The 24,029-nt window shown below is 68.0% G+C and carries 23 protein-coding genes; 14 read left to right on the top strand and 9 right to left on the bottom strand.

The window, feature by feature from the left end; translation table 11 throughout:
* Window positions 1-1,302: 1,302 nt before the first annotated feature.
* Entirely contained in the window at window positions 1,303-2,283 is a 981-nt protein-coding gene (locus ACZ6SD_RS24200; protein ID WP_465319255.1) for a GlxA family transcriptional regulator, read from the bottom strand.
* Between the two features lie 141 nt (window positions 2,284-2,424).
* Between ACZ6SD_RS24200 and ACZ6SD_RS24195 the strand changes: the two genes are divergently transcribed.
* The 9 genes from ACZ6SD_RS24195 to ACZ6SD_RS24155 all read left to right on the top strand — a co-directional run bounded on the left by ACZ6SD_RS24195 (window position 2,425) and on the right by ACZ6SD_RS24155 (window position 8,957).
* Complete coding sequence (locus tag ACZ6SD_RS24195; protein ID WP_465319258.1) at window positions 2,425-3,375, top strand: NADP-dependent oxidoreductase; 951 nt, start codon at window positions 2,425-2,427, stop codon at window positions 3,373-3,375.
* Between the two features lie 30 nt (window positions 3,376-3,405).
* Window positions 3,406-3,726 (top strand): NIPSNAP family protein, encoded by a 321-nt coding sequence (locus ACZ6SD_RS24190; RefSeq protein ID WP_465319254.1) that lies wholly within the window; start codon window positions 3,406-3,408, stop codon window positions 3,724-3,726.
* 76 nt (window positions 3,727-3,802) lie between these two features.
* Window positions 3,803-4,249, top strand: coding sequence for a GlcG/HbpS family heme-binding protein (locus ACZ6SD_RS24185; RefSeq protein WP_465319253.1), 447 nt, complete (start codon window positions 3,803-3,805; stop codon window positions 4,247-4,249).
* 184 nt (window positions 4,250-4,433) lie between these two features.
* Window positions 4,434-5,147 carry a Mu transposase C-terminal domain-containing protein gene (locus tag ACZ6SD_RS24180; RefSeq protein WP_465319252.1) on the top strand — a complete coding sequence of 238 codons (714 nt, stop codon included), beginning with the start codon at window positions 4,434-4,436 and terminating at the stop codon, window positions 5,145-5,147.
* Window positions 5,144-5,443 carry a hypothetical protein gene (locus ACZ6SD_RS24175; protein ID WP_465319251.1) on the top strand — a complete coding sequence of 100 codons (300 nt, stop codon included), beginning with the start codon at window positions 5,144-5,146 and terminating at the stop codon, window positions 5,441-5,443. Before ACZ6SD_RS24180 ends, ACZ6SD_RS24175 begins: the two co-directional genes overlap by 4 nt.
* Before the next feature lie 15 nt (window positions 5,444-5,458).
* Window positions 5,459-5,749 carry a hypothetical protein gene (locus ACZ6SD_RS24170; RefSeq protein WP_465319250.1) on the top strand — a complete coding sequence of 97 codons (291 nt, stop codon included), beginning with the start codon at window positions 5,459-5,461 and terminating at the stop codon, window positions 5,747-5,749.
* A gap of 71 nt (window positions 5,750-5,820) precedes the next feature.
* A complete protein-coding gene (locus ACZ6SD_RS24165; protein WP_465319249.1) occupies window positions 5,821-6,303 on the top strand; it encodes a hypothetical protein in 483 nt (160 codons plus the stop codon).
* Between the two features lie 123 nt (window positions 6,304-6,426).
* Window positions 6,427-7,524: a TniQ family protein gene (locus ACZ6SD_RS24160; RefSeq protein WP_465319248.1), complete on the top strand. Its 1,098-nt coding sequence runs from the start codon at window positions 6,427-6,429 to the stop codon at window positions 7,522-7,524.
* Window positions 7,525-7,526: 2 nt separating this feature from the next.
* Window positions 7,527-8,957, top strand: a complete 1,431-nt coding sequence (locus tag ACZ6SD_RS24155) for a LysR family transcriptional regulator (protein WP_465319247.1) — start codon at window positions 7,527-7,529, stop codon at window positions 8,955-8,957.
* Window positions 8,958-9,149: 192 nt separating this feature from the next.
* On the opposite strand, the gene ACZ6SD_RS24150 is transcribed toward ACZ6SD_RS24155, so the two are convergent.
* Complete coding sequence (locus ACZ6SD_RS24150; protein ID WP_465319246.1) at window positions 9,150-9,539, bottom strand: peptidase inhibitor family I36 protein; 390 nt, start codon at window positions 9,537-9,539, stop codon at window positions 9,150-9,152.
* A gap of 16 nt (window positions 9,540-9,555) precedes the next feature.
* Window positions 9,556-9,945: a peptidase inhibitor family I36 protein gene (locus ACZ6SD_RS24145; protein ID WP_465319245.1), complete on the bottom strand. Its 390-nt coding sequence runs from the start codon at window positions 9,943-9,945 to the stop codon at window positions 9,556-9,558.
* A gap of 340 nt (window positions 9,946-10,285) precedes the next feature.
* Here ACZ6SD_RS24145 and ACZ6SD_RS24140 point away from each other — a divergent pair, with 340 nt between their 5' ends.
* From ACZ6SD_RS24140 to ACZ6SD_RS24130, 3 genes are all read left to right on the top strand, one after another.
* Entirely contained in the window at window positions 10,286-12,184 is a 1,899-nt protein-coding gene (locus ACZ6SD_RS24140; RefSeq protein WP_465319244.1) for an AfsR/SARP family transcriptional regulator, read from the top strand.
* Window positions 12,169-12,891: a tetratricopeptide repeat protein gene (locus ACZ6SD_RS24135; protein ID WP_465319243.1), complete on the top strand. Its 723-nt coding sequence runs from the start codon at window positions 12,169-12,171 to the stop codon at window positions 12,889-12,891. The genes ACZ6SD_RS24140 and ACZ6SD_RS24135 overlap by 16 nt, the downstream gene beginning before the upstream one ends.
* 455 nt (window positions 12,892-13,346) lie before the next feature.
* A complete protein-coding gene (locus ACZ6SD_RS24130; RefSeq protein WP_465319242.1) occupies window positions 13,347-13,703 on the top strand; it encodes a winged helix-turn-helix transcriptional regulator in 357 nt (118 codons plus the stop codon).
* 19 nt (window positions 13,704-13,722) lie between these two features.
* Here ACZ6SD_RS24130 and ACZ6SD_RS24125 read toward each other — a convergent pair whose 3' ends face one another.
* On the bottom strand, window positions 13,723-14,487 hold the full coding sequence (locus ACZ6SD_RS24125; protein ID WP_465319241.1) for an AfsR/SARP family transcriptional regulator: 765 nt from the start codon (window positions 14,485-14,487) through the stop codon (window positions 13,723-13,725).
* Window positions 14,488-14,637: 150 nt separating this feature from the next.
* Between ACZ6SD_RS24125 and ACZ6SD_RS24120 the strand changes: the two genes are divergently transcribed.
* Together ACZ6SD_RS24120 and ACZ6SD_RS24115 are read left to right on the top strand one after the other, a co-directional pair.
* Complete coding sequence (locus tag ACZ6SD_RS24120) at window positions 14,638-15,825, top strand: putative T7SS-secreted protein (protein WP_465319240.1); 1,188 nt, start codon at window positions 14,638-14,640, stop codon at window positions 15,823-15,825.
* Window positions 15,822-16,145, top strand: coding sequence for a hypothetical protein (locus ACZ6SD_RS24115; RefSeq protein ID WP_465319239.1), 324 nt, complete (start codon window positions 15,822-15,824; stop codon window positions 16,143-16,145). Before ACZ6SD_RS24120 ends, ACZ6SD_RS24115 begins: the two co-directional genes overlap by 4 nt.
* A gap of 881 nt (window positions 16,146-17,026) precedes the next feature.
* Here the strand turns inward: ACZ6SD_RS24115 and ACZ6SD_RS24110 are convergent.
* Genes ACZ6SD_RS24110 through ACZ6SD_RS24090 form a run of 5 tightly spaced genes read right to left on the bottom strand, consistent with a single transcriptional unit; the run spans window position 17,027 to window position 24,027 of the window.
* Window positions 17,027-17,779 (bottom strand): hypothetical protein, encoded by a 753-nt coding sequence (locus tag ACZ6SD_RS24110; protein ID WP_465319238.1) that lies wholly within the window; start codon window positions 17,777-17,779, stop codon window positions 17,027-17,029.
* Window positions 17,776-19,803 carry a TIGR03986 family type III CRISPR-associated RAMP protein gene (locus tag ACZ6SD_RS24105; RefSeq protein WP_465319237.1) on the bottom strand — a complete coding sequence of 676 codons (2,028 nt, stop codon included), beginning with the start codon at window positions 19,801-19,803 and terminating at the stop codon, window positions 17,776-17,778. Before ACZ6SD_RS24105 ends, ACZ6SD_RS24110 begins: the two co-directional genes overlap by 4 nt.
* Window positions 19,804-19,817: 14 nt before the next feature.
* Window positions 19,818-20,405 (bottom strand): type III-D CRISPR-associated protein Csx19, encoded by a 588-nt coding sequence (csx19, locus tag ACZ6SD_RS24100; RefSeq protein WP_465319236.1) that lies wholly within the window; start codon window positions 20,403-20,405, stop codon window positions 19,818-19,820.
* Window positions 20,402-21,775 (bottom strand): RAMP superfamily CRISPR-associated protein, encoded by a 1,374-nt coding sequence (locus ACZ6SD_RS24095; RefSeq protein ID WP_465319235.1) that lies wholly within the window; start codon window positions 21,773-21,775, stop codon window positions 20,402-20,404. Before ACZ6SD_RS24095 ends, csx19 begins: the two co-directional genes overlap by 4 nt.
* A 32-nt stretch (window positions 21,776-21,807) precedes the next feature.
* Window positions 21,808-24,027, bottom strand: coding sequence for an RAMP superfamily CRISPR-associated protein (locus ACZ6SD_RS24090; RefSeq protein WP_465319257.1), 2,220 nt, complete (start codon window positions 24,025-24,027; stop codon window positions 21,808-21,810).
* Window positions 24,028-24,029 lie beyond the last annotated feature (2 nt).

Genomic DNA, 24,029 nt, shown 5'->3' with positions numbered 1-24,029 from the left:
ATCCAGGCACGCCGCTACTGCCTCACCGGGTACTCCGGCATCCACATCGCTGCTGTCGCGCACCGCCCTGGCGGTCGCCCGTGCTATACGGGACTACTGTCATCTCGACACCCGGGAAGGAGGTACTGACCTGAATCGGAGAGCTCGCAGGGACGCCGTGGCCTGGTCCTCACCCTCTCGATCGGATCTGCAGACTTCCTGGTGTGGAGTCGACATGTAGAAGTACACATCATGGGTCGACACATTGCAAGTCCAAAGGGTCTCGCCGTTACCGTTTCGTGACCTCGTAGTGCAAAGTCGCTGGTCAGAGTGGCAAGGAAGAGACGGTCTCTTGAGCTTCGACTGTTCAAACCGGCATAGAAGACCCACGGCAGCTGGCACGGTGATGCCCGGCGGAGCGGACAGCTCATCTCGTGCTTTATTCATGTATGGCGAAATGCCGAGAAAGACGAATCGAGAGCGTTTGCGCGTCAGGCTTCACTCATACGATTCGGTCCAGAGGGAAGTCGACCGGAATGAGTATTGACGCGCGCTCGGGATTGTGATTGTCAAGCGCATGTAAGAATCGAATGAAAATTGATGCAGTATCTGATTCGAGCGAAGTTGATTAGCGATGGGGCGCGGGCCGAGCTCGGCAATCGTAGCGACCGAGCAGTGAGAGGCGAGGCAATGCGTACTCATCAGCCAGTGGAAAGTGGGGTACGCGAGGATGGTGACCGGAGCGGTCAGGGCGACCACGGGATCACGAGTAGCGGCTGGCGACCACCCACCCAAATCGACTGTTCATACGCCTGCCGGCCACCGAGTCGGGTGTTGCACCGGTAGGTTCCACGCGCCGGTGACCAGGTATTTCGCGGAGCGGTGGGGCTGCCGCTCTAGCGGGAATATGTATCGGACAGTTGTTCGGCAGGTCGCCGGGACGCTACAAGGTGCTTGTAGGGTCTCAAATTCGATGGCGCATTCTCAATGATCTTGGAACCTGGTTGGCGCTTGTGCCATCGGTGTGAGACTTACCGCTGGGCATCGGTAGATGCCCCGCAGTCGGTCGAGTTTTGCATCGTTACGCGAATACGAAGCTCACCCCTGGAAACGCGATAGTGCGTTAGCGGCAATATCGGCGAAGCAGCTTTCGTCCGGGGGAGCGGCTGAAGGCCGCGCGATCGAACCTGCGCTTCCAGGACCGCCGCGTCGCCGACCTTGAGGTGAAACTCGCTGACCCAGCCACGATCACCTGACCGTGACGCTACTACGCCCCACAGTGTTTAGCTGTAAGTGTTGTCGCGGCCATGGCCAGCTGGGTGGTTACTGCGCCGTCATAAGCTCCGGTGCGTTGTGGGCGCGACGGTAGGCCAGTGGTGACAGGCCCAGGTGCGTGTGGAAGTGCTTGCGCAGGGCGACGGGGTCGCCGAAGCCGGAGGCGGTGGCGATCCGTGCGACGGTCAGGTCGGTGGATTCCAGCAGCAGGCGCGCGTGCGCCAGTCGTAGTTGTGCCAGCCACTTCAGTGGGCTGCTGCCCACCTCGCTGCGGAAGCGCCGGGTGAAGGTGCGCACGCTCATGTGCGCGTGCCGGGCCATGTCCTCCAGTGTGATCGGCTCGGCCAGCTGGTCCAGCGCCCACTGGCGGGTCGCCGAGGTGGAGCGGTCGGTGTCCTGCGGTACCGGGTGCTCGATGAACTGCGCTTGGCCGCCCTCGCGCCATGGCGCCACCACGCAGCGCCGCGCGGCGGCCGAGGCCACCGCCGCTCCGTGGTCCAGACGGACCAGGTGCAGGCACAGGTCGATGCCGGCGGCTCCGCCGGCGGACGTCAGGATGCGTCCGTTGTCGACGAACAGCACGTCCGGATCGACCTCGATGTCGGGGAACAGCCGCGCCAGTTCGTCGCACAGCGTCCAGTGTGTGGTGGCCCGGCCGCCGTCCAGCAGACCGGCCGCCGCGAGCAGGAAGGCCGAGGTGCACAGGCTGACGATGCGGGTCCGCGGCCCGATCCGGTCCAGCGCCGCGGCGAGTTCCCCGGGAAGCGCGCCGGTCGCGAGCAGGTCCTCGCCGGGCTCCTGAGTGGCGAGGACGACGGTGTCCGCGCTCTCCAGCACCGACTCGTCGTGATCGACGACGATCCGGTAGTCCTCGTGCGTGCGCACCGGCCGGCCGCCGAGGGAGAAGGTGACGACGGAGTACAGAGAAGTCCCGTCCGGCTTACGGGCCTCGTTGAACACCCGGGCCGGGATGCCCAGATCCAGCGGAAGGACTCCGTCGAGGGCGAGAACAGCGACACGATGCGACATGGCTGGAATGGTACGACAGGTGGCCTTCCGGCCACTCACCCGTCTTGGTAAGCACACGCCACTCTTTGGGTAGCGGGGACGCCGTCCCGCTGAAGGAAGAGCAAGACAGACATGAGCGAGGACGTCATGAGCGAGAACACCATGCGGGCAGTGACCATCAGCGAGTTCGGCGGAGCGGAGGTGCTGACCGTCGAGGAGGTCGCGCGCCCCGAGCCGCTGCCGACCGAGGTGCTGGTGCGGGTGCACGCCGCCGGGATCAACCCGGTGGACTGGAAGACCCGCGAGGGTCAGGGAATGGCGGGGCTGCAGACGCTCCCGCTGATCCTCGGCTGGGACGTCTCCGGCGTCGTCGAGAAGGTCGGCTTCGGCGTCACCACCCTGAAGGTCGGCGACGAGGTGTACGGCATGCCGTGGTTCCCGCGCGCCGCCGGCGGCTACGCCGAGTACGTGAGCGCACCGGCCCGCCAGTGGGCCCGCAAGCCGGCCACCCTCGACCACGCGCACGCGGCCGCCGTGCCGCTGGCGGCGCTGACCGCCTGGCAGACCGTGGTCGACACCGCCCACGTCCAGGCCGGTCAGCGCGTCCTGATCACGGCCGCCGCCGGCGGAGTGGGCCACTTCGCGGTCCAGTTCGCCCGGCACCTGGGTGCCCACGTGATCGCCACCGCCAGCGCCACCCGCCACCCCTGGCTCAAGGAACTCGGTGCCGACGAGACCATCGACTACACCACCACGCGCTTCGAGGACGTCGTCAAGGACGTCGACGTCGTCATCGACCTGGTGGGCGACGCCCACGACAACACGAGCACCCGCTCGCTGAAGATCCTGCGCCCAGGCGGCCTGCTGGTCGCCGTACCGGCCGGTGTCTCCCCGGACCTGGACCGGGCCGCCGAGGCGGCCGGCGTGCGTGTCACTGCGTACCTGGTCGAGCCGGACGGTCCCGCGCTGACCACGATCGCCGGGCTGATCGACGCCGGTGAGGTCGCCGTCGAGGTGGAGGAGACCTTCCCGCTGGAGCAGGTCGGCACGGCCCAGGCCCACGTCCAGGCAGGCCGCACCCGCGGCAAGGTCGTCCTCACCGTGACCGACTGACCATCCCCGCAAACAGTCAGGAGCAGCACCGTGTACTACGAGATCCGCCGCTACCAGGCGCAGCCCGGGCGCCGCGAGGAGTGGGTGCGCTACATGGAGGACGTGATCATCCCGTTCCAGGCCTCGCTGGGCATGGACGTAACCGCCTCCTTCGTCGATGCCGAGGACGAGGACGGCTACGTGTGGATTCGCCGGTTCGAGGACGAGGCCCAGAGCGAGGCCCTGTACGCGGCCGTGTACGAGCACGACCGCTGGAAGAACGAGATCGGTCCGGTCGTCTACGACCTGCTGATCCCCGAGAAGTCCGTCATCACCCGTGTGGTCCCCACCCCGGCCTCACCCCTGCGATGACCCGGCTCACGGCCGCCTCATCCACCACCGCACAGCACCGCAACAGCAACCGCAACAACGGAACACAGGAACTGTCATGAGCACCGAGACACTCCAGAAGTCGGCCCCCGCCTCGTCCATCACCCAGGCCGCCGCCGGCGCACTCATCGCGGCGGTGCACGCCGCCGCTGCCCGGATCGGCTTCACGGCGTCCATCGCCGTCACCGACCAGGGCGGACATCTGAGGGCATTCGACCGCGCCGACGACGCGCCCTTTCTCACCGCCGAGGTCGCCCTCGACAAGGCCTGGACCGCGGCCTCCTTCCGCATCCCCACCCACACGTGGAACGACTTGCTCGCCAACCCGCAGATCGCGCCGCTGGGCGGGCACTCTCGTGTGATGGCCGTCGGCGGCGGCTACCCGATCATCGAGAACGGCCAGTGCGTCGGAGGGCTGGGGATATCCGGTGGCACCTACGACCAGGACCAGCAGGCCGCCGAGGAGGCCATCGCCGCTCTCGGGTTCGAGCAGCCCGGTCTCTGACCGGCCACGGAGGGTCGGCCCGTGGCTGACGGGCGCCGGCCAAGCCACAGACCGACATCTGTACGGCTACGAGTACGAGCGGGAAGGACGCTGCACACTCATTCGGGCATCTGCGGTCGGTAAAGTCGGCTACCACCACAAGCCACACAGAAGCCTGGTTGATCCGCACCTGCCGAAACTGCGGATGTCGCCGGCGATAATGTTCGAGCACGGCATCGCGCGGGCCGGCTACATCGAGGTCCCCCGCGACCCGGATCTGGGCTATGAGTTCCTCAGGACGCGGTGGCGCACGATTCAGCACTACGGCGTGGAGATCGACGGCCGCCGTTACAACGCCCCGGTCCTCACGGGCAAGGAGAACGAGACTAGCCCCTACACCGGGAAGGCCAACGGCCGCTGGCCGTTCCAGGTCGATCCCGATGACATCACTCGCGTCTACTTCCGTGACCCGGCCTCCCGCAGATGGCACACGCTGGCATGGGAGCGCGCTCCGTCGCTGGAGATGCCGCTGAGCGAGGACGCCTTGCGGTTCGCGCGCAAATTGGCCGCCTCGAAGTACACCTACCCGGACGACAAGATCGCGGTCGCCGACCTGCTGGAGCGGTGGAACGTCGGATTGGGCCAGACGTTGCCGGAGCGGCGGATGGCGCTGCGGCTATCCCGCGAACAGGCCGCAATCGACCTGCCCGAGCAACCGCGGCAGCAGGTGGTGTCGGTCTTGCCGTCGGTGGCCCGCGTCCTGGCGGCCACCGCAGCCTCTGAGGAGGTCCCGGCGCACGAAACCCCGGCGGACGCAGCCGACGAACCGGTGACGGAGATGGGCGACGACGACATCGACGACCTGGAGGCCCTCGACACCGAGGACGACTTCTACGCCGATGCCCTGGAGGACGTGTGACCGACACGCGCCGCGAGCAACCTTCACCAGGCGCAGAACGAGCAGCGGATCGCCCCGCAGGCCTGGACAACCTCACCCTGGCGCGCAAGGAAGGCTGGCGCAGCTTCGTCGAGGCTCCCGCCCGCAGCCAGCCCGCACGACTGACCACCACAGACCTGCGGAACCTCGGGCAGGACGCGCTCGCCGACTACAACCAACGGCGGCGGGTCTGGCACGCCAACCTCGGGCCGATCAAGACCCCGCAGCTGGCCGGACTGCACGAGGACTTGTGGGACATCGTGGACAGCAACGCCTAGGACGGGGACAAGGCCATGGGCGCGATCGCGATCGACGCGTTCCCAGGGCTGGGCAAGACCACCTCGGTGCTGGCGTTCGCCAAACAGTTCCACCTCCGTGTGATCGCCGAGAACGGCGCGTTCACCGAGGACGGACACGAACGCTGGCCAGTCTGCCGGGTCGGGTTGACCGGCAACACCGGCATGAAGGACTTCAACCGGGCGATGCTGGAGTACTTCGGGCACCCCGGCCACAGCCGCGGCACGACCGCACATTCGCGCATCGCGCCTTGGACTGCATGCTCTCCTGCCAGGTCCGGCTGTTGATCGTCGATGATCTGCATTTCCTGCGCTGGCGGGCGACCTCCGGCATCGAGGTGAGCAACCAGTTCTAGTACATGGCGGGCGAGTTCCCGGTGACGCTGGTGCTCATCGGCGTCGGCCTGGCCAACCGCGGCCTGTTCTCCGAGGGCGACTCCTACACCAACGCAGTGCTCGCGCAGACCGGACGCCGCACCACGGCGCTGGACCTGCGGCCGTTTACCGTCGACACCGACACAGGGCGGCACGAGTGGCGGCAGATACTGCTGGCCATCGGACAACGCCTGGTGCTGGCCGGGAAATACCCCGGGATGCTGGCCGATGAGCTGTCCGACTACCTGTTCACCCGCAGCACCGGGCACATCGGCTCGCTGATGACCCTGATCAACCGCGGCTGCCAGCGGGCCGTCCGCACCGGAACCGAACGCCTGGACCGGGATCTACTCGACCGCGTGAAGAACGACGCCGCCGCAGAAACGACCCGCCGCGAGCTCGACGCCGCGATCCAGGCCCGCCGGCTCACGACCCGCCTCACACAGACCGGGCGCCGCGCCGGATGAGCAGCCCGCGCACCCTGCCGATCCGCCTGCCGCCGCTGCCCGGCGAAGCACTGGACAGCTGGCTGGAAGCACTGGCCGAACGCCTGCACACCAACGTCTTCGATCTCTTCCGGTTCGCGGGGGGTGACCACGCGATGGAACACCGCGAAAAGCCGCAAACCCTGGGTGCACCACCTCGACGTCGACCAACTCACCGCAGTGAGTACCGCCACCGGGGTCCCGACCGGCACCCTGGCCGCCCTGACCCTGGACCGCTACGCCGGAACCGGGCTGATCGCCGACCGGGCCGCACGAGCTCGCGGCCGTCCACGCTGGTGGCGCGGACTGCGAGGATCACGGTTCTGCCCCCATTGTCTGGCCGACAACGGAAACCGGTGGATGCTGTCCTGGCGACTGGCCTGGAGCTTCGCCTGCACCCGCCACCACACGCTGCTGCTCGACGCCTGTCCGGCCTGCGGCCGCCGCCACGTCCGGACCCGCTCCCAGCTCGCCGGCTCGCCCTACCTCGGTGATCTGGGGCTCGCCCTCCTCGAGCACTCGCCGCACGGCGGGCCATCCGCCTGCACCTACCCGTTGCCCGAGGCCGACACGGTCCCACTCGACGCCGACAGCCCTGTGCTGCGTGCCCAACACCACGTCAACACCACCATCGCCGCGCTGCTGGCCGCCCGGCGCACCCCAGCTGGCCTGGTACCACCGCAGCAGATCCTCGATGACTTGCACGTCGCCGCCCGCGCAGCACTGGCCGCCCTGCGAACCCCGGCCACACCACCGGAATCCATCACGGCGATCACCCGCGATCTGGTCGCCGAACACGGTTTGTCCGACAACGCCCACCACGATGACGCCGCCCACGTCGCGTTCGGCACAACCGCGGCGCACCTCATGCTCGCCACCGGCTCCACCACACCGGACCCGGTGATCACCGGCTGGCTCGCGCACACTCCCACGGGCGGTTCGCAAGCCCGCCTCTCCCGCCTGCTGGTCCAATGGAACAACGCCAGCCCCGGACTCCAAAGCTCACTGCTCACCTGCATCGGTCCTCGTCTCAACCCCGCGCACCAGCTCCGCTACGGCATCGCGACCCCCACCCCACGCCGCCCGCGACACGGGCACGGCACGACACGAGCGGCCAGCGTCCCGAGCCTGTTCTGGCGAGGATTGGCGCTGCGTCTCAACCCCAGGGCCTGTTCGACCCGCTGCCCTACCGTCAGGCGCTGAGCATGCTGCTGCAGATCGCCGGACTCGGTGACCTCGACTACACCGCCGCCCGCACACTGCTTCACCTGCCCGCGGCCAGCAACGCCGTCTGCGCCCACTTCACCAAGACACTCCGTGAGGCCGGCGCCTGGGAGCCCGTGCTCGCCGCGCTCGGCCACCTCGCCCGCGCACTCGACGATCAACCCGCACCCATCGACTACGGACGCCGCCGCCGATGGCGCCGCATCTCCGCCGCCACCCTGGACAGCACAGCCTGGCGGGCCGCCTGCACACAGATTCGCCACCGCTCGTCCGACCGCCAGGAACGCTTCGCGCGACTACACCTGATCGAACTGCTCACCGGCAGCCACCCTTACCACTACCCGCAGCCGCTGACACTGGCCCCGGAACTCGACGGCGAGAACTACACCGCCTTCGTCTTCCACCTTCCCGCGCAGCTGTCCACGCATCTGCACCAGCAAGCCCAGACCCTCCTGCGGCGCCTGCACATCGACGAACCCGTCACCTGGGAACCGCCGTTCGACCACGCCGGCACCATCTCTTGGCCCGGTCCCCACCCCGACGACGTTCTCCCACAACAACTCTGGGGCCTCGTCCGGGCAGGACTGACCCGAAGCGAGATCGCCGCCCGCCTGCACACCACACCCGAACGCATCCACCTGGCCGCCGTCCGTCACCCACAACCCAGGACCCCACAACATCGATCTGGACCACGCACGGACCGCCCACCCGCAGCCCTCCCCAGCGAACACGAACTACGCACCTACGTGGGCCAGGGACTCCGTCCAGGTCAGTTCGCGAAACTCACCGGCCACAACCACCAACGCATCAGCGAACTCCTTGCCAGCAACGGAATCGGACCGCCATCGCCACGAGAGGTTCTCCGCACGCTCGACCCCGCCTGGCTGCGCAAGCAATACGAAGACAACCACCGTTCCTTCGCCGACATCGCCGCCGACCTGGACATCCCGCCATCCGACCTGGCCCGGCACGCCCGCAAGCTCGGACTCGCTGTCCGCCACGGCGTCGCCGCGCACAACCACATTCTCAGCGCATACGGCGGACCGGACGCATTCCCCACCACCATCTGGACCGTCTTCGCCACCCGCGGAGCCGAACAACGCGTCCGGCGACTGCTCGCAACCCCCGGACACCCCGACCTCGACCACGCCGCCAGACACCTCGGCACCAGAAAAGCCGTCCTCAGCAATCAAATCGACCAGCTCGAACACACCATCGGCGCCACACTGCTCGAAACCAAACCTGACTCCGGCGGCATCAGGCTGACACCCACCGGTGATAAATTCGCGCAAGACGTAGTACAAGTCCTGACGACGCTCGACCGAAGCGGCAACAGCAACAGCACTGCAACGCGCCGAACTACTGAGGATAACGTCACGAAACTGAGACTGATCTTGGTGGCACCGCAGTGAGGCAACCGCCAAAGCCTCCAGCCAAGCAAGATCGACATGTCACGCGCGGTGAGACCCTGCAAGATGTCCTCCGTGATCGTCGGCATGGTGAAGCCCTTGGAGACTGGTTGACTGTTGGCAGCAACCTGTCTACCAAGGGCTTTATCAACGCTGTTGCCTACCCGCCTCCAGGTCGGGGACGGAAATGCTTCACTACGGGCATCCTCGGCGTAGGGCACTGATTCTGTTGTCCCAACCGAACGTGCGGAGATCTCGCAGTTGCGTATTTCCGATCCGAAGTACTGGTCCAGCGAAGTTGATCTCGTCGTAAGCGCACCAGGTCACACCGGTGCGGTTCCACAGCGAGGAAATCTGGTTGTTCATGTCTCCCAGATCACCGATGCTGTTCTGGGTCCGCATCATTCTGCCGGTTCCGCCGGCGTGCTCCCAGACACAGAACCAGCCGTCCGGGCAGTCGGAGAATGCTGTGATCGACACGACTTCTTCGTCTGCAGCCGGAGCCGCCTGGGCGGCGGTAACCGGCAGGACGGCCGCGAGCGCTGCAGCACCTACCGCGGTAGCGAGCTTGACGAGTGGACGCATGATGCTGCCTCCCCTCCTAGCAAGCGCGCAGTGAGCTGATGTTGTCGTTGCGGTTGTATAGGCTGGTGTTTCCCTGCCAGCCAGCGGAAACGCGCCAGCCGGCTCCGGCGTAGTTGATGTCCAGGTAGGTGCACCAAATCCTGCTGGTGCGGTTCCACACCGAGGACACCTGGTCGTTGAGGTTGAAGTCTCGGAGGTCGGGTGTGCCGACCTGGAATCGCGCCATCCGTCCCTGTCCACCCGCGTGCTCCCACACGCAGAACCAGCCAGCCGGGCAGTCGGCGTACGCGGTGATCGACACACCGCCATCGCCGCTCGCGGCGCCTGCCTGGGCAGTGGTCGCCGAGGCGGTCGTGATCAGCGCGGCCATGCCCAGTGCGGCGCAGAAAACTTTCAACATACGCATCTGTCGTGTGCCCTTCTCGATTCTTGGCGCTGGGCGATCCGGCTGTGGCCTCGTAGCGAGGTACGACAGTGGATGTAGCGCCGCAGCGTTGCCCGGTGCCGCTGGCCTCCGGGTTTCGGTTGTTGTGGACCTGCACCAGGATGTGCGGCCGATCGTGTGAACCGCTCACAGTTTTTCTGTACGGCGCTGTTCAAGCGGCTATGCCTGGTGTCCCTGGAGGCACCTGGGAGAGGACTGTGCAGTGGCGGCGGTGGTACGTCTGTTGGGCGAGGTGGGCGCGGAGGTTGACGGGCGACTGGTGGAGCTAGGCACGCCCCGGCAACGGTGTGTACTGGCCGCGTTGGCGATCGACGCCGGGCGGGTCGTGCCGGCGGACCGGTTGGTCGAGCGCGTGTGGGGCGTGGACGCGGCGCCGCGGGCGCGGTCGACGCTGCACAACTACATCTCCCGCCTGCGAGGGGTGCTGGCCGGTGCGGCCGGGGTGGCCGTCGTGCGCCGCTCGGGCGGCTACGCCCTGATTGCCGACGCGGCCGAGCCTGTGGTGGACCTGTACAGGTTCCGAGCCTTGTGCTCTGCCACTGAGGCGGCAGTCGACGACGAGTTGACGGCTCGGCTGCTGACCGAGGCGCTCGCGCTGTGGCACGGGGAAGCGCTGACCGGTGTGGCCGGGGAGTGGGTGGCGGCCGAGCGTGATCGATTGGAACAAGAGAGGTTGGCGGCCGAACACGAACTGGTCGACGTCCGGCTGCGCGCAGGAGACGGCGGGGAGCTGCTGGCCGAGCTGTCCGCCCGTGCCGCACGGCACCCGTTGGAGGAGCGAGTAGCGGGCCAGTACCTGCTAGCCCTGCACCGAGCCGGGCGCACAACTGACGCCTTGGCCCACTACAGACAGGTCCGCACGCAACTCGTTGAGGAGTTGGGCACCGAACCCGGCACCGCCCTGCAGGAGCTACATCGGCAGATCCTCTCCGCCGATCCCCGCCTCATCGCCGCACCCGCGAGCACAACACACATAGTCACAGCGACCCAGCCGGTGGTGCCTCGTCAACTGCCCGCCGCGCTCTCGTCATTCGTCGGCCGTGAGGACGCACTGCAGCATCTGGACGCCTGGTTGAACGCGACGGGTACCGCCGGCACAGTCGGCATCGCCTCCATCATCGGCACCGGAGGAATGGGAAAAACCTCGCTGGCACTGCACTGGGCCCACCACCACGCCGACCGATTCCCCGACGGACACCTTTGGGCCGACTTACGCGGCTTCAGCCCAGGCCATCCCAGGCAAGCGGCCGACGTGCTGGCAGATTTCCTCGCCGCCCTAGGCGTTGACCGCGACCACCAGCCAAAGGACACCGACGCCCGTGCTGCGCTCTACCGCACCCACACCACCGGCAAACGGATGCTGGTCCTGCTCGACAACGCTGCCGACACCACCCAGATCACTCCGCTGCTACCAGGCACTGAAACGTGTATGGTGCTGGTGACCAGCCGCAACCGGCTCCCCGGGTTGATCATCGGGCACGGAACTCGACATCTGTCTCTGGACGTGCTGTCCGCCGCCGAGGCCCGCGCCCTCCTGATCGAGCGTCTCGGCGCCGGCCGCGTGCGAGACGAATCCGCCGCAGTGGACGAGTTGGTGAAGCTGTGCGGTGGGTTCCCGCTGGCGTTGAGCATCATCGCGGGCCACGCGAGCACGCGCCCCCACCTGTCCCTGACCACGCTGGCCGCCGACCTGCGCGACCTCGGCCTCAGCGCATTGGAGGACAACGAACCCACTGCCAGCTTGCCCACAGTTCTGTCCTGGTCACGCCACACGCTCACGTCCGAGCAGGATCGGCTGTTCGCGCTGCTGGGCGTCGCCCCCGGCGCTGACATCAGCCTGCCCGCAGCCGCCTGCCTCGTCGGGCTTCCGCTCGCGGACACCAGGGCGCTACTGCTGGGCCTGGAACAGGCATCGCTGATCATCCAGGATGCCTCCTCGCGCCGCCCTCACCCGGCACGCATGTCCATTCGCTGTCCGATGCGCCGGAAGCGATGGCCTGGTTCGACTCCGAGCGCGCTACCCTGCTCGCCGCCCAGCACGTCGCGGCCCTCCAGTGCCAGCACCACACCGTGTGGTGGCTGGCGTTGTCCCTGGACACGTTCCACCACCGACGAGGCCACCGTCACGACCGCCTCGCCGCATGGCGGGCCGCGGCGCACGCCGCAGACCACCTGCCCGATCAGGTGCCCCGCCTCGTAGCCCACCGGCACCTCGGCCGCGCCTGCGCCGCCCTGGGGCTGCACGAGGAAGCCATCGGACACCTGCACCATGCCCTCAGCCTCGCCGAAGACCACGAAGCCCGCTACGAGCAGGGGCACGCCCACCAAGCACTCGCACGGGTCTGGGGCAAGCACGATGATCGCAAGGCCCTTCACCACGCCACCCAGGCACTGCGCCTGTTCCTCGACGTCGACCGGCCATTGTGCCAAGCCCACGGACACCACGCCGTGGGCTGGTACACCGCCCGACTTGGCGATCACGACACCGCACGCAGCCACTTCCACGCAGCCCTCACCCTGCACCGACGACACCACAACCCCACCGGCGAAGCGAACGGCCTCGACAGCCTCGGCTACGTCGAACACAACACCGGCGACCACCACCAAGCCATCCACTACTACAGACAAGCCCTCGTCCTGCGCCGCAGCCTCGGCAACGCCTACGACGCCGCCAGCACCCTCGAGCACCTCGGCTCTCCGCACGCCGCTCTCGGCCAGCACGACCATGCCCGCGCGGCCTGGCGCGAAGCCCTGGTGATGTATCGGCAACAAGGCCGCGATTCAGACGCCAGAGGGGTACTGCGGCAACTCGACGCCCTCGACCACACGGACAACAACGATCCCAGCAGGATCGCCGCAACCCGCCCATCACTTCACTCCGCGCCCACGACGTCTACCAGACCCTGAGGAAGTGCCACGATCTCTGAGACTGATCATGGTGACATCGCAGTGAGACAGCGCAGGAATGCACAGGCAGCAAGAAGATCAACATGTCACCGGCGGCGAGACCCTACAGTGCTCGCCTCATGCGCTGTTGACCTACTAGTCGGTCACTCGATGTGACGATGCTGGTCTAGTGCTAAGTACGAGATCTACGCTGCAATGAGTACCTCGTTTGGCGTAATTTGATGACCTTGACAAGTGATCGCCCTCGTTGGGTGGCCGGGATTGCGTGCCCTCTGTGTTGAGGGGATGCGGTTGTTGGCTTTCGGTCACAGATTTCCCATGTCGCGGCGAGGGGCGCTGGTGGCCCTTCAAGGATGAGCGTGGAACGTGTCAACGGCAACTCGGGATGTCAAGTACCTACAGCGGTCGCGGGATCTGCGTCATGCTCCTGAACGGGGAGTGGATCGCCCATTCTGGTGGCCTTGAGTGCGGGTCTATTGCATTACTGGAAGTTGCACAGGGCTATCCAGGAGAAGAACAAATTCGATCCATGGACCGGACAGGAGCGCCGGATTCAGCGCCGGGCCCTGGGGCGAACATTGCGGCGTTTGGAGACTGCGGGGCTGATACTGCGCTATGAGGACCGTGTGTTTCCGCGGTCGGTTATCTATTCGCTGATGTCCGCGGCCACGAAGCTGTTGGTCAGTATGCGGCCGCTGATCGGCTGGGCTGAGGAGCACCTCGATCTGATCGAGCGCCTGCGGGAGTCTCAGCCCACGACGGCAAGACGAGGGGCGGACAACGAGCGTGCGGAGGACGATCTGCTCGACTGACTGGGAGGCCAGGGGTGGGTCAGCTGGCCGCAGCGTTGTCGTTAGAGGTTATGCGGCGGGTGTTGCGGCGTTGGAGGAAGGCGGCGAGGTTGAGGGTGTCGGGGCTGGGGTGGTGTCCGATCTCGCCGAGGGTGGTGGTCAGGAGGGCGAGGGTGCGGGGGATCGCGGTGTGGCGGCCGAGGCGGGCTTGGGTGTGGATGATGTCGCGGTAGACGCCTTCGTTGTGGCGGTCGAGGGTGCGGGTGCGTTCCAGCAGGGTGAGGGTGGTTTCCGGGTCGGTCTCGCGGTGGGTGTGGATGAGGGTGGCGAGAGCGTCGAGGACGTCGCGGCGGGTGGACTCGCGGAAGGGTTCGATCCACTGGGCGTCGAGGTCTTCGGCGAGGTCGCCTTGGTAGAGCGCGATGGCGTCGTGCAGGTGGGCATCGTCGCTGGGGACGTGTGGGGTTTGGAGGGTGTTCTGGAGGTGCCAGAAGTCGACGGTGACCAGGTCGGGGTTGAGGTGGTAGCGGCCGTCGTTGTTGAGGACGAGGTTGGTGATGGTGCCGTGGGTGGCGTCGGTCAGGGCGCGGCGCAGCATCGATAGGGTGTTGTGGAAGCTGTTGTACGGCCTCGGGGGTCGACTGTCGGGCCAGATGGCCTCGTTGAGGACTTCGCGGCGGACGCCGTGCGGGTGCAGCGCGAGATAGACGAGCACCTCGCGTTGTTTCGGGGTGAGCGCGCCGCCGAGTTCGCGTTCACCCTCGTCGTCGTATAGGACCAGGTGGATTCGGCCCAGCACACGCACGGCCAGCGGGCACCGCGGCGTGCCCTGGTCGGTGTTGTCTGGTCCTGGCGGCTTCCCCGATTGGTGTGACTGGTCACCGGGAGACCCGGCGTGCTCAGCGGTCGCTCCGCGCCCGGTGTCGTGAGGCGGAGGGGGCGATGCCGGAACGGTGTGCCCGACGTTCATGGGCAGGGGGGCGGGCATCGAGCAGAAGGCGCGGGGCCGGGTCGGCAGCGGTCTGGCTGTGGTCGTCCGGGCCTGCGGGCGATAGACGCGCACGCGTGGAACGGCGAGTCCGGGGACCGGTTCCGGGACGAGTTCTCCTTTGAGCCGCCGAAGTGGCTGCGCGCGGCGGACGCGTTCGAGGCCACAGCTCAAGCCCTTGACGGGTACTCGGGCACGTTGCGCTGGGCTCAAGGCCAAGCCGCCGAGGCCATCCGACTCTGGGACGGGGGAGAGGCAGCGACTCGGCAAGCCCGCGCCGATCACGATCGAGCGGTGACCGACGCCGAGGCGCAGTCGCGCGCCAACGCCGTGGCCGGTGACCCGACCGTGGTGACGGTGGCCCCATTTACCGATCCGGGCGAACAGAAGCGGCAGGCAGCCCGTGACGTCCTCGCCCGAGCCCGGCAACAGGTCCTGGAGGCCGCCGACTGGGCCGCGGGCGTGATCCGCGCCCAGGGCGACGAGGCGCCGGAGGAACCGGGCTGGCTGGAGAGCGCGGCCAGCACGGTGGGAGATTTCGTCGCCGATGTCGGTGAAGGCGTGTGGGAGTCGGTCTCCGGGACAGGCGAGTTCGTGTGGGAACTGGTCACCAACCCAGGTGAAACGATCCCCGCACTGGTCGAAGGCATCGGCGCCGCCGCGCAGGACCCGGTCGGATTCGCCAAGCAGACCTGGAACTCCTTCGTCGAGGAACCCGGACGCACGATAGGCAACATCCTCGGCGGAGCGGCGATGGGCGGCGGAACCCTCAAAGCCGCGTCGATCGCAGGCAAAATCGGAAAAGCAGCCCGCAAGGACGGACCTGACGGCGACCACCGAACCGACGCGGGCGAGCCTGACCACCCCCAAGACCCGGACCACCCCCACGAGGACCGCCCCGAGAGCGACGACCGCGACCTGTCGGTCTCCGAACAGCGCGCCTTGCGCTCCCTGGAGAAACAGGTCGCCGAACACCAGACCAAACTCGACTCCTACCGCGCCGACCCGGACGCCTACGACAACAAGGGCATCCTGGCGAACGCACCGACACCGGAAATCCGACAACGCATTATCGACGGTAGAATCCGCCATCTTGAGACCGAAATAGCAACCTTCCAGAAACAGATCAACGACATCCGAGGAGGCGGCAAATGACCGAAGAACCCCTACGCATCTCGATCGACCGCGTACGAACGGCCTGCGACATGATCCTCACCCACCTGGCCGCTACCGAAGGCGACACAGTCGAACTCCAACGGGACTACTTCTGGTCCATCGACGACGAAAGCCTCTACGACGTTTACAAAGACCCCGCACCACTGGGCGTCGGCCAGATCTCCGAGTCCTGGGACCACCTCGAAGACCTGATCGACGGCCGAACCGACACCCCCACCCGCCACCTCACCTGGCTGTCCGACATCCTCCGCGCCCTGGGCACACACACCACCCGTAAGCCACTAACCCCTGAAAGCTAGTGGTCACGTGAGCCGTAATGCCCACTGGTCGGTCCGACGTATCCAGGACATCGCCAACGGTATCGTCCTTGAACAGCGCACGAGAAAGCCAGGGCCACTGAGTTGCAAACCCTCGTAGGGCGATGAGGGCCCGACCGTGACCGCGGTCGCCGCCGCCCTGGGCATGTTGCGACCCCTCGTAGGGGCGATGAGGATGATCCCGACGATCGGCCGCGTGCGGCTGCTCCGGAGTTGCGAACCCTCGTAGGGGCGATGAGGACCCACGGGCTGTCGGTGGTCGCGCTCACGGACAGTCTGTTGCGAACCCTCGTAGGGGCGATGAGGACGAGGACGACAGGAACAGCCGCCACCACTGGGAATATCTGTTGCGAACCCTCGTAGGGGCGATGAGGACCCGAAGGTAAAGGTGCAGGTCAGGTGGGGTGCTGGGTGGTTGTTTTGGGCGGGTTTTGCAGTGAACCTCCGGTCGTGTCGTGGAGCCCGGGGTGTCGCTGAAGTTTGGGCGTGTCGTATGGGGTTCATGGTGGTGTGTCTGTTGTGGGTTGGGGTCACAGGATGTCGTGAGGTGCGGCGGTTGTCGGTCCCCGTTCGTGGCGTTGAGGGGTGGGTCCCTGGCGGCGGGGTAGGTGCAGACGACCACATTATCGAAGCGATCCTCGACGCGTCGCCACCCCGCCGAGCTCTAGAGGAACGTCTTGGTGGAGTGACGGGCAGGCAAGTGCCACTCATGGGCGGCAATCGCTTTGCTGGGTGGCCATGCTGGAGATCTTCGCAGAGTCGACCATCGGGGTTAGATTCGCGTTTCCAAAAAACTCCGCAACGATGTCCGGGCGATTGGTGGGTTTCTCAGAGAGGTTCCCAAAATGACGAGGTGCGCTGGGTCATGACGGCCCCGTGGTGAGGGTGGCGGGGTCGAAGGTGCGGCCGTGTTGGGAATACGGTTTGAGTTTGCCGTCCGGGCCAGTGTCGGTGGAGACGTAGACGCAGCGGGCGCCGAAGGTGGCGGCGGTGCGCATCATGGCGAGGGTGAGTGGGACGGTGCCGCCGGTGACGTCGACGAGGACGCGCTCGGGGGGAAAGTCCAGTTCGCGGAGGCGTTCGACGATTTTGTCGCTGCCTGCCACGGTGGCGACCGGGTCGGTGACGTTGTCGAGGTGCACGGCGGAGAACTCGATGCCGTCGGCCGCCAGTTCGTCGCGCAAGGTGTCGGCGCGGTCGGCGGTCTTGGGGTTGAGCACGGCGATGACGGCGCGGGGGCGGGTTCGCTCGCAGAGGTACTCGGGGGGCTCGGGGTTGCCCGTGCGGCGGTGCGCGCGTGTGTAAGGGGTGCCTCGGTGGCTGATGGGCAGGACGAGGACGTCCGCGTTGGGCAGTGCCGCGAACGGTTTGCGGGATCGTTCCGCGCGGCGGCGGGACCAGCGGTTGCGGGCCATGCCGACGAGCACCGCGACGGTCAACACCACGACGATGGCAAGGACCCGCAGAATGCCGTTGCGCGCGGGCTTGCTCGGGTCGCCGAACCAGTCGACGAACAGATCCGGGGTGACCGGGGCGAGCAGGACGGCGACGAAGACGCTTTGCAGGTTCCGGCGGGCGCCGAACAAGCGGTTTCCTGCCCAGGTCGCCGCTTTCACCTGTTCTCCCTCAGCATCGGGCCGCCCAAGGGCGGCAGGGACTGGGCCGCCCGTCCGGCCTTGTCGTTGGTGGTGAACCAGACATATCCAGGTTCGTCGGGCTTGTTGCGCGGGTAGTGCACGTCTTCGCCTGCGGCATAGCCTGCCGCGGCCTGCCGGAAGGCCGTGAGCAGCGCTTGGCAGCGGGGGGAGTTCATCGCTTCGACGAAGTCCGCCGCTAGGCCAGAAGTATCCACTGTGGACTTGTCGGCGCCGAGGGAACGCAGCCGGTCGGCGACCTGGGTTCCGGTGTGGACGGTGGTGGCGGTGGTGCGGAGTTCGACCGAGCCGAAGCCCAATGGTTTCCCCCGGCCCAGTCGAAGGCGCCCTGGCCTGTCTGTCAGGCCGATGCGGTTCGGGTCGAGCAGCCACAGCAGGGCTCCGAGTTCGATCCGGCTGAGGTTGCGGAAAGCCAGGGTGAAGGTGAATCGCGTCCGGGGTTTGACCCACCCGTGGATGGTGGCGTTCTGGCTGTCCCGCGCTTGTCTGCCCTCGGGCGGTTGGTAGCGAGTGCGGGTGATGATTTCGTCGAGGCCCGCCGTCTCCATCCACCCCTGGTGTGGGTAAACCTTGCGTCCGCGCGGCACCTGGTCGCCGGTGAACCACTGGGCTCGGCCCAACTCGGGTGGGAGCGGCTTGGTGCCCGCGACCGCGTCGGGCAGGCCGAGGTAGAAGCGGCCCTGGTCGGGCTTCGGGGTCGACAACGGGGGCAGGGTGAGCCTGCTGAGCCGCTGCGTTGCGGCGGCGGCCGCGGGGCAGTCCAAGCGGGTGACCTCGATTTGTGCGCGGTAGGCGCCGTGACCGTCCGGGTGGGTCCAGCCGAAAACACGGTCGGCTGGCGAGAGTTGGTCGTGTGCGGTGGCGGGTCGCAGGGTCCGGTGCAGCAATTCGACAGGTGTCGTGTCGTGCAGGGCACGTGAGATCATCACCGGACGCAGTCGCCCGCGCCCGCCGGACATGCGCTCCAGCCAGCAGGGCAGCGGCGGGTCGGCGGGGATCTCGGTGTCGGGGCCCAGCCACTCGGGGTCACCCTTCTGGGCCTGGTAGAGGTGGCGGGACCAGGCGGTGCTGCCGGGTTCGGGGCCGAGGTACTTCCAAGGGCGGCCGTCGCGGTCGAGGATGTCGCTGGCATCCGCGTGCTGGTGCAGGTCGCGCTGGTGCTTGACGAGTTTGGCGAGGTCGCGGATCAGGTCGTCCGCGGCGGATCCGGTGATCGTGGTGGACGGAGTCAAGGTGAGTCGTCCGCGGCCGTCGACGATCTCGGTGACGAAGAGGCGTTCCGCACGCTTGCCTTTGATGGTGGGGCCGGTGATGTGCAGGATGCCCCTGACCCGGAAGCAGACGTCGGACGCCTCAATTTCGTCAACCGAGGCGTCTTTGTCATCCTCCGACAGCAGGCGCTTCACCTGCCAGACCCCCCGGCCCTTGCGCGAGGTGCGGGAGATGAGCGCTTCGACTTCCTGTCGGTGGCGGAACGTGCCGAGTTGGTATTCGCGGGTGTGGTCGTTGCCCCACGCGGGGATCCGGATCGCCGCGCTGGACCCCTTCCCGCCGTCAAGGACAAGACTGCCCAACTGCTCCACCGTCGAGTCACGCACGATCACAGGGATGAGTCCGTTCGCCGACTCGACCGATGTGCGGTAGCCAGTAGATCGGTCGCGGTCGAAGACCGTGAAGCGGGAGTTGGTGATGGCCTCGTAGGCCGAGCGCAGCATGCCCTTGACCGAACTCGCGGCGAGGTCGACACGGTCGATGCCGTCCTGGTCGGCGATAGTGGCGACTCGCCAGTGCTGGTGATTGTCGACCTTGTCGCCGTCGCGCATGATCAGCAGCGGGGTTACGGCGGTCATCTCGACGTCGATGGTGCCGCTGAGCAGGTCGGGGTGGTACCGGTGGTGGCCTGCGGGCGCCGCGTCACCCAGGCCGGGGGGCATGTCCGTCCGGGGGAAGGCGGGCAGAAAGTTGTACGGGTTGTGGAAGGGCACCGTGGCTTCTCCGGTCAGTGTCGTGAGCCGTCGATGGGTTCGGCACTGGTGATGCCGGTGAGCCTTTCATCGAGCACCGACAAGTTGCCGTACTCGTCCACGACGAGGTATTCGCGGTAGGACAGGCGCAAGTATTCGCTGGGCCAGTCCTGGCTGGCCGGGGTGGCCGAAGGCGGTGGGTGGGGCAGATCGATCCAGCCGAGTCGCCCCTCCACCGCACGACACCAGTCCGGGTGGCCGTCGATGAGCTGGAAGTGCCTGCCCCACAGGGCGTACAGTCCATCCACTGTGGACTCCACAGTGACGGTGTCGGCTATCCAGTCCGGCGCCAAGTCCGCCCGTTCGGTGACCAGGGCGGCGAGGCCGAGGCCCGCGCGGTCGTGGTGCCAGCGCAGGTCGACCTCGGCGTCGAACAGCCGCGCGGAGAACAGCGTGTCCCGCCCGCGGGGTCCGTCCGGGGTGCGTAGTTCCCCGTCGCGCCAACGGGCGACGCTGTGGTCGGTGGCCGAGCTGAGGAACGCCACCATGTCCCGGCCGTAGACCACGTCGAGCGCTTGGTCGAGGGTGAGCGGGGTCGGTGCGGTGCGCACGTGCAGGTTCACCGGGGGTCTCCGATACCGAGGAGGGTGTCCAGGGGTGTGCCGTCGGCCAAATCGAGCAGCCACGCCCACCAGTCCCCGCGGTAACCCGGGAGTCCGGTGACGGTGACACCGAGCGGCTCGATGCCCCCCAAGCCTCTGGTGGTGCCTCGACCGACCCGGGCGGCGTCTTCGACCAGCGGCGCGGCGGCCACGCCGAGCAGCACGATCACCGCCGTGCGCAGGTCGTCGGCGACGCGGGCGGGGTTGATGTCGAGGGTGATCGGTTCCCACGTCCACACCCGGGGTTCGAGCGTGGTGAACAGGCGCGCGTCGGCCGCGCCGGAGGTCCACCGGTCCAGCGCGACCCGGGTACGCGGGTGCGCCCAGGCGGGGTTCGGCGGTTCCTTGTCGGTGAACTGCCGCGCCCATTCCTCCTTCGGAACGCCGGATTCCATCGTCGCGGCGACATCAGGGATGCGCAGGGCCCCAGCCCGCTCACGGGACCCGAACAGCGCGGCGAGGGCGGGCACGCGCGCGGCGAGGACGTCGGCCGCGGCGACCGGGTCGTCTCCGGGGTCGGCGTCCGGTCCTATCAGAGTGCGCACGACGCGCTCCGCCTCGGCTCGCAGCATGCCCTTGATCGTGGACCCGGGCAGCACCGGCACGAGACCGCCGTCGGCGCCGGTCGTCATCAACGGCACCAACTGGGCGGTGGTCCCCTCGCTGGAGGCTCCCACCACGACGGGTTCCCGTGGCCGCCACTCGATTCGGATGCCGGTGGCGGGCACCGTCGTGGAAGGTGTGATCTTTTCGGTGTCGGCGTTGCCCGCGAGCAGGGACAGCACCGCCGCACGGGAGTGCAGGTCCGTCCGCTGCACGGTTGCGCCGAGACAGTCCAGCCTGCCCAGTCCGCGTGTGCTCGCCGCGCCAACCGTCAGTCCCTCGGCCCGGATGTGGGCCACCAGCGCGCGCAGCGCTGGACTGGCGGGGCCTTCGTAGCGCAGTTCCACGGTGAGCAGGGTGCCCGGCGCGATGACGACGCGGTCGTAGAGCAGCCTTTCCGCCGCGCTGCCGGTGCGGCGGTCGATGCCGACGCCGGTGCGCAGCGCGACCTCGGCGTCGGCGATGACGGTGTCGAACACGCTCAGGTTGGACGCCTGCCCCTCGTCGCCCTCGGCGAAGCCGAACACCGCGGCCTCCTGGTCGGGGGCCACCACGCGCATCGCGCCGCGCAGCACCCCGGCCCAGGACGTGCCGGGGACGATCATCCGGCCGAGTCCGTCGGTGGCGATGGGCAGGTCGGCCACGGCGTCCGCGCCCGCCGCCCCGATGTGCAGTGGGGTGCGGGCGCGGAACTCGATGCGGTAGTCCTCGCGGACCCGTGTGGACATGGCGTCACTCACAGCCGGACTCACGGTCGCGTTCACACCGCACCTCCGTCGCGTCGCAGACCGTCGACGACGTCCGAGACGAGAGCGGTGATCGCCGCCGCCCGGTCCGGCTCGCCGGTCACCGGCACACCGTGGTCATCGAGCACCTGCCACCAGGAACGCAGGTCCGGATTCACGCGGCGCCCGATCAGGTCGTCGAGCACTCGGGCCAAGTCCCGTTCGGACTTTCGCCTCGGCAGGTTCCCGCGGGTGACGCCGTCGATCCGCGCGATGAGTGGTCCCAGCCCGCCCGCGACGGCCGCCGCGACGCACGCGGCCTGCCACTCCCCGCGCTGGCTGCGGGAGAGCGGCTTGAGGTAGGTCTCCAACTCCGTGTACTCGGTCGTGGACCGGGTCTCGGGCACAGCCGTGCGGACACGGTCGGCGACAGCCACGGCACGCACCCGCTCCGGCAGGTCGCCCAGCGCAACCGACCGCACGGGCGGAGCCGCGGCGACTTCGGCGGTGCGGACGTCGCCCGCGTCCGTGAGCGGCAGACCCACGACGATTTCGCCACAGCCCTCGGCGGTCCTGGTGCCGATTCCCGTGGTAAGCAATTCGCTCCACCGCCTGGAATCTGGCAGCGCGGCGGGGAAACGCAGGCGCAGCACGCTGCCCGCCCCGACGCCGATGACGCTTTCCCGCGGGAGTTGCCACTGCCGGTGCCAACTGTCCCTGCGCCGGGTGCGGGCGATCGCGGACACCAGTTCCACCTCCACACCGAGTCCGTCGGCCAAGGTCGCGACAACCCGCCGCGGATCTGCGGTCAACCTGCCGGAGCGGTCGCGCACCACGAGGTCGGAAACCGCCCACAGCGTGACCCCTCGGTCCGGCGCCGGGTGCTCGGCCAGGGCAGATGGTTCGACCGCGACAGTGACCGCGCCGTACTCACCCCGGCGGCGCGCGCCCCAGCGTGCCGGGCCGGACAGCAGCGCCCACGGGTCACCGGAAATCTCCCCTAGTAACGACTCCCGCACCAGTATCCGGGCGCGCAGCCGGGTTCCCGCCGGGATCGCCTCCACCTGGTAGAGGCCTGCCCTCGACGTCGGCCGCTGGGTATGTGGGTCGATGGCGTTGTGGCTGGCCCTGACCATCGGGACCGCGGCGAGGTCGATCGTGCCGTCGGTGACGGAGCCGGTGGTGTACCGGCCGCGGACCTGCCTGCTCCCCGTCGGCGGAGCGGCCGCGGGTTCCGTTGTGGACATGTCGGCGACGTGGAAGAGGGTGTTGTCCTCCCGCGACGCGAACAGCGTCAGCGGGGCGGGCAGACCGCGCGCCCCGGCGACCTCGGGCAGGGCGTTGCGCACGATCAGCGCCTGGTGCCAGACGCCCGCGCGCACGGCCGCCTGTCCCCAGCGCTCGGCCAGCCAGGCGAGCAGGATGGTGCCCGGGATGTGGTCGAGTCCGCGCATGATGTTGCCCGTGACCTGCTCGGTCACCCGCAGCGGCGTGTCCACCGTGACCACGATGTCCGCAACGACCCACCCACCGGAGGGAACCCCGGCCACCGCGTCGGTCTCCGGCCGGGCAGGTCCACTCGGTTCGGGTGGCCGGAAACCGGACTCGGCCAACCACCGCGCCCACGCCGCCGGATCGTGGTCGCCGATCCCGATCTCCACCCGGCCCAGGCCGCGCCGCCGGTCCGCGCCGACCTGGGCGCACCAGGCCGCACCCAGCACCAGCAACGCGGTGACCGGGACCACCGCGTCGGCGGACAACGGGTCCAGGGTCACCTCGCCGTGCAGGTCCACGCCCGCACGGGCGACTTCCACGAACCGCAGCGCCTTGTCGAGTGCCCGCCCAGTCGCCGGATCGATCGCGACTCCGCCCCGCCTGGTCAGCAGACTCTCCTGCGCGCCCGCGCCGAGGACGGCCGCGCGCACGTCCCGCTCGACCCTGGCCGCGCCGAAGCCGACCAACGCGGGCAGCAGGCGCCGCCCCTCACCGCGCGGCGTCCGCGTCGAGCCGAACACCCGGGTGTGCCAGCGTTGCCACACTCCGTCTTGCTCCCCGTCGTCCAAGGCGACGGCGACCACTCGGCAGGCTTCCCGCAGCACACCGGTCAGCGACGTTCCTGGCAGGTACGGCATTCCGTCGCCGTCGCGGCGCACCACCTCGTCAAGATCGCCCGGCACGCCGTGCCCGGTCCCCACCCGCCAATCCGACATGGTGCGCACCAGCACCGGCTCCCGCTGCGCCAACACCGCGGGCATCC

Source organism: Actinokineospora sp. NPDC051303, assembly GCF_055586285.1.
The sequence above is the reverse complement of the archived record's forward strand: the minus strand, read 5'-3'. Positions and strand labels throughout refer to the sequence as shown.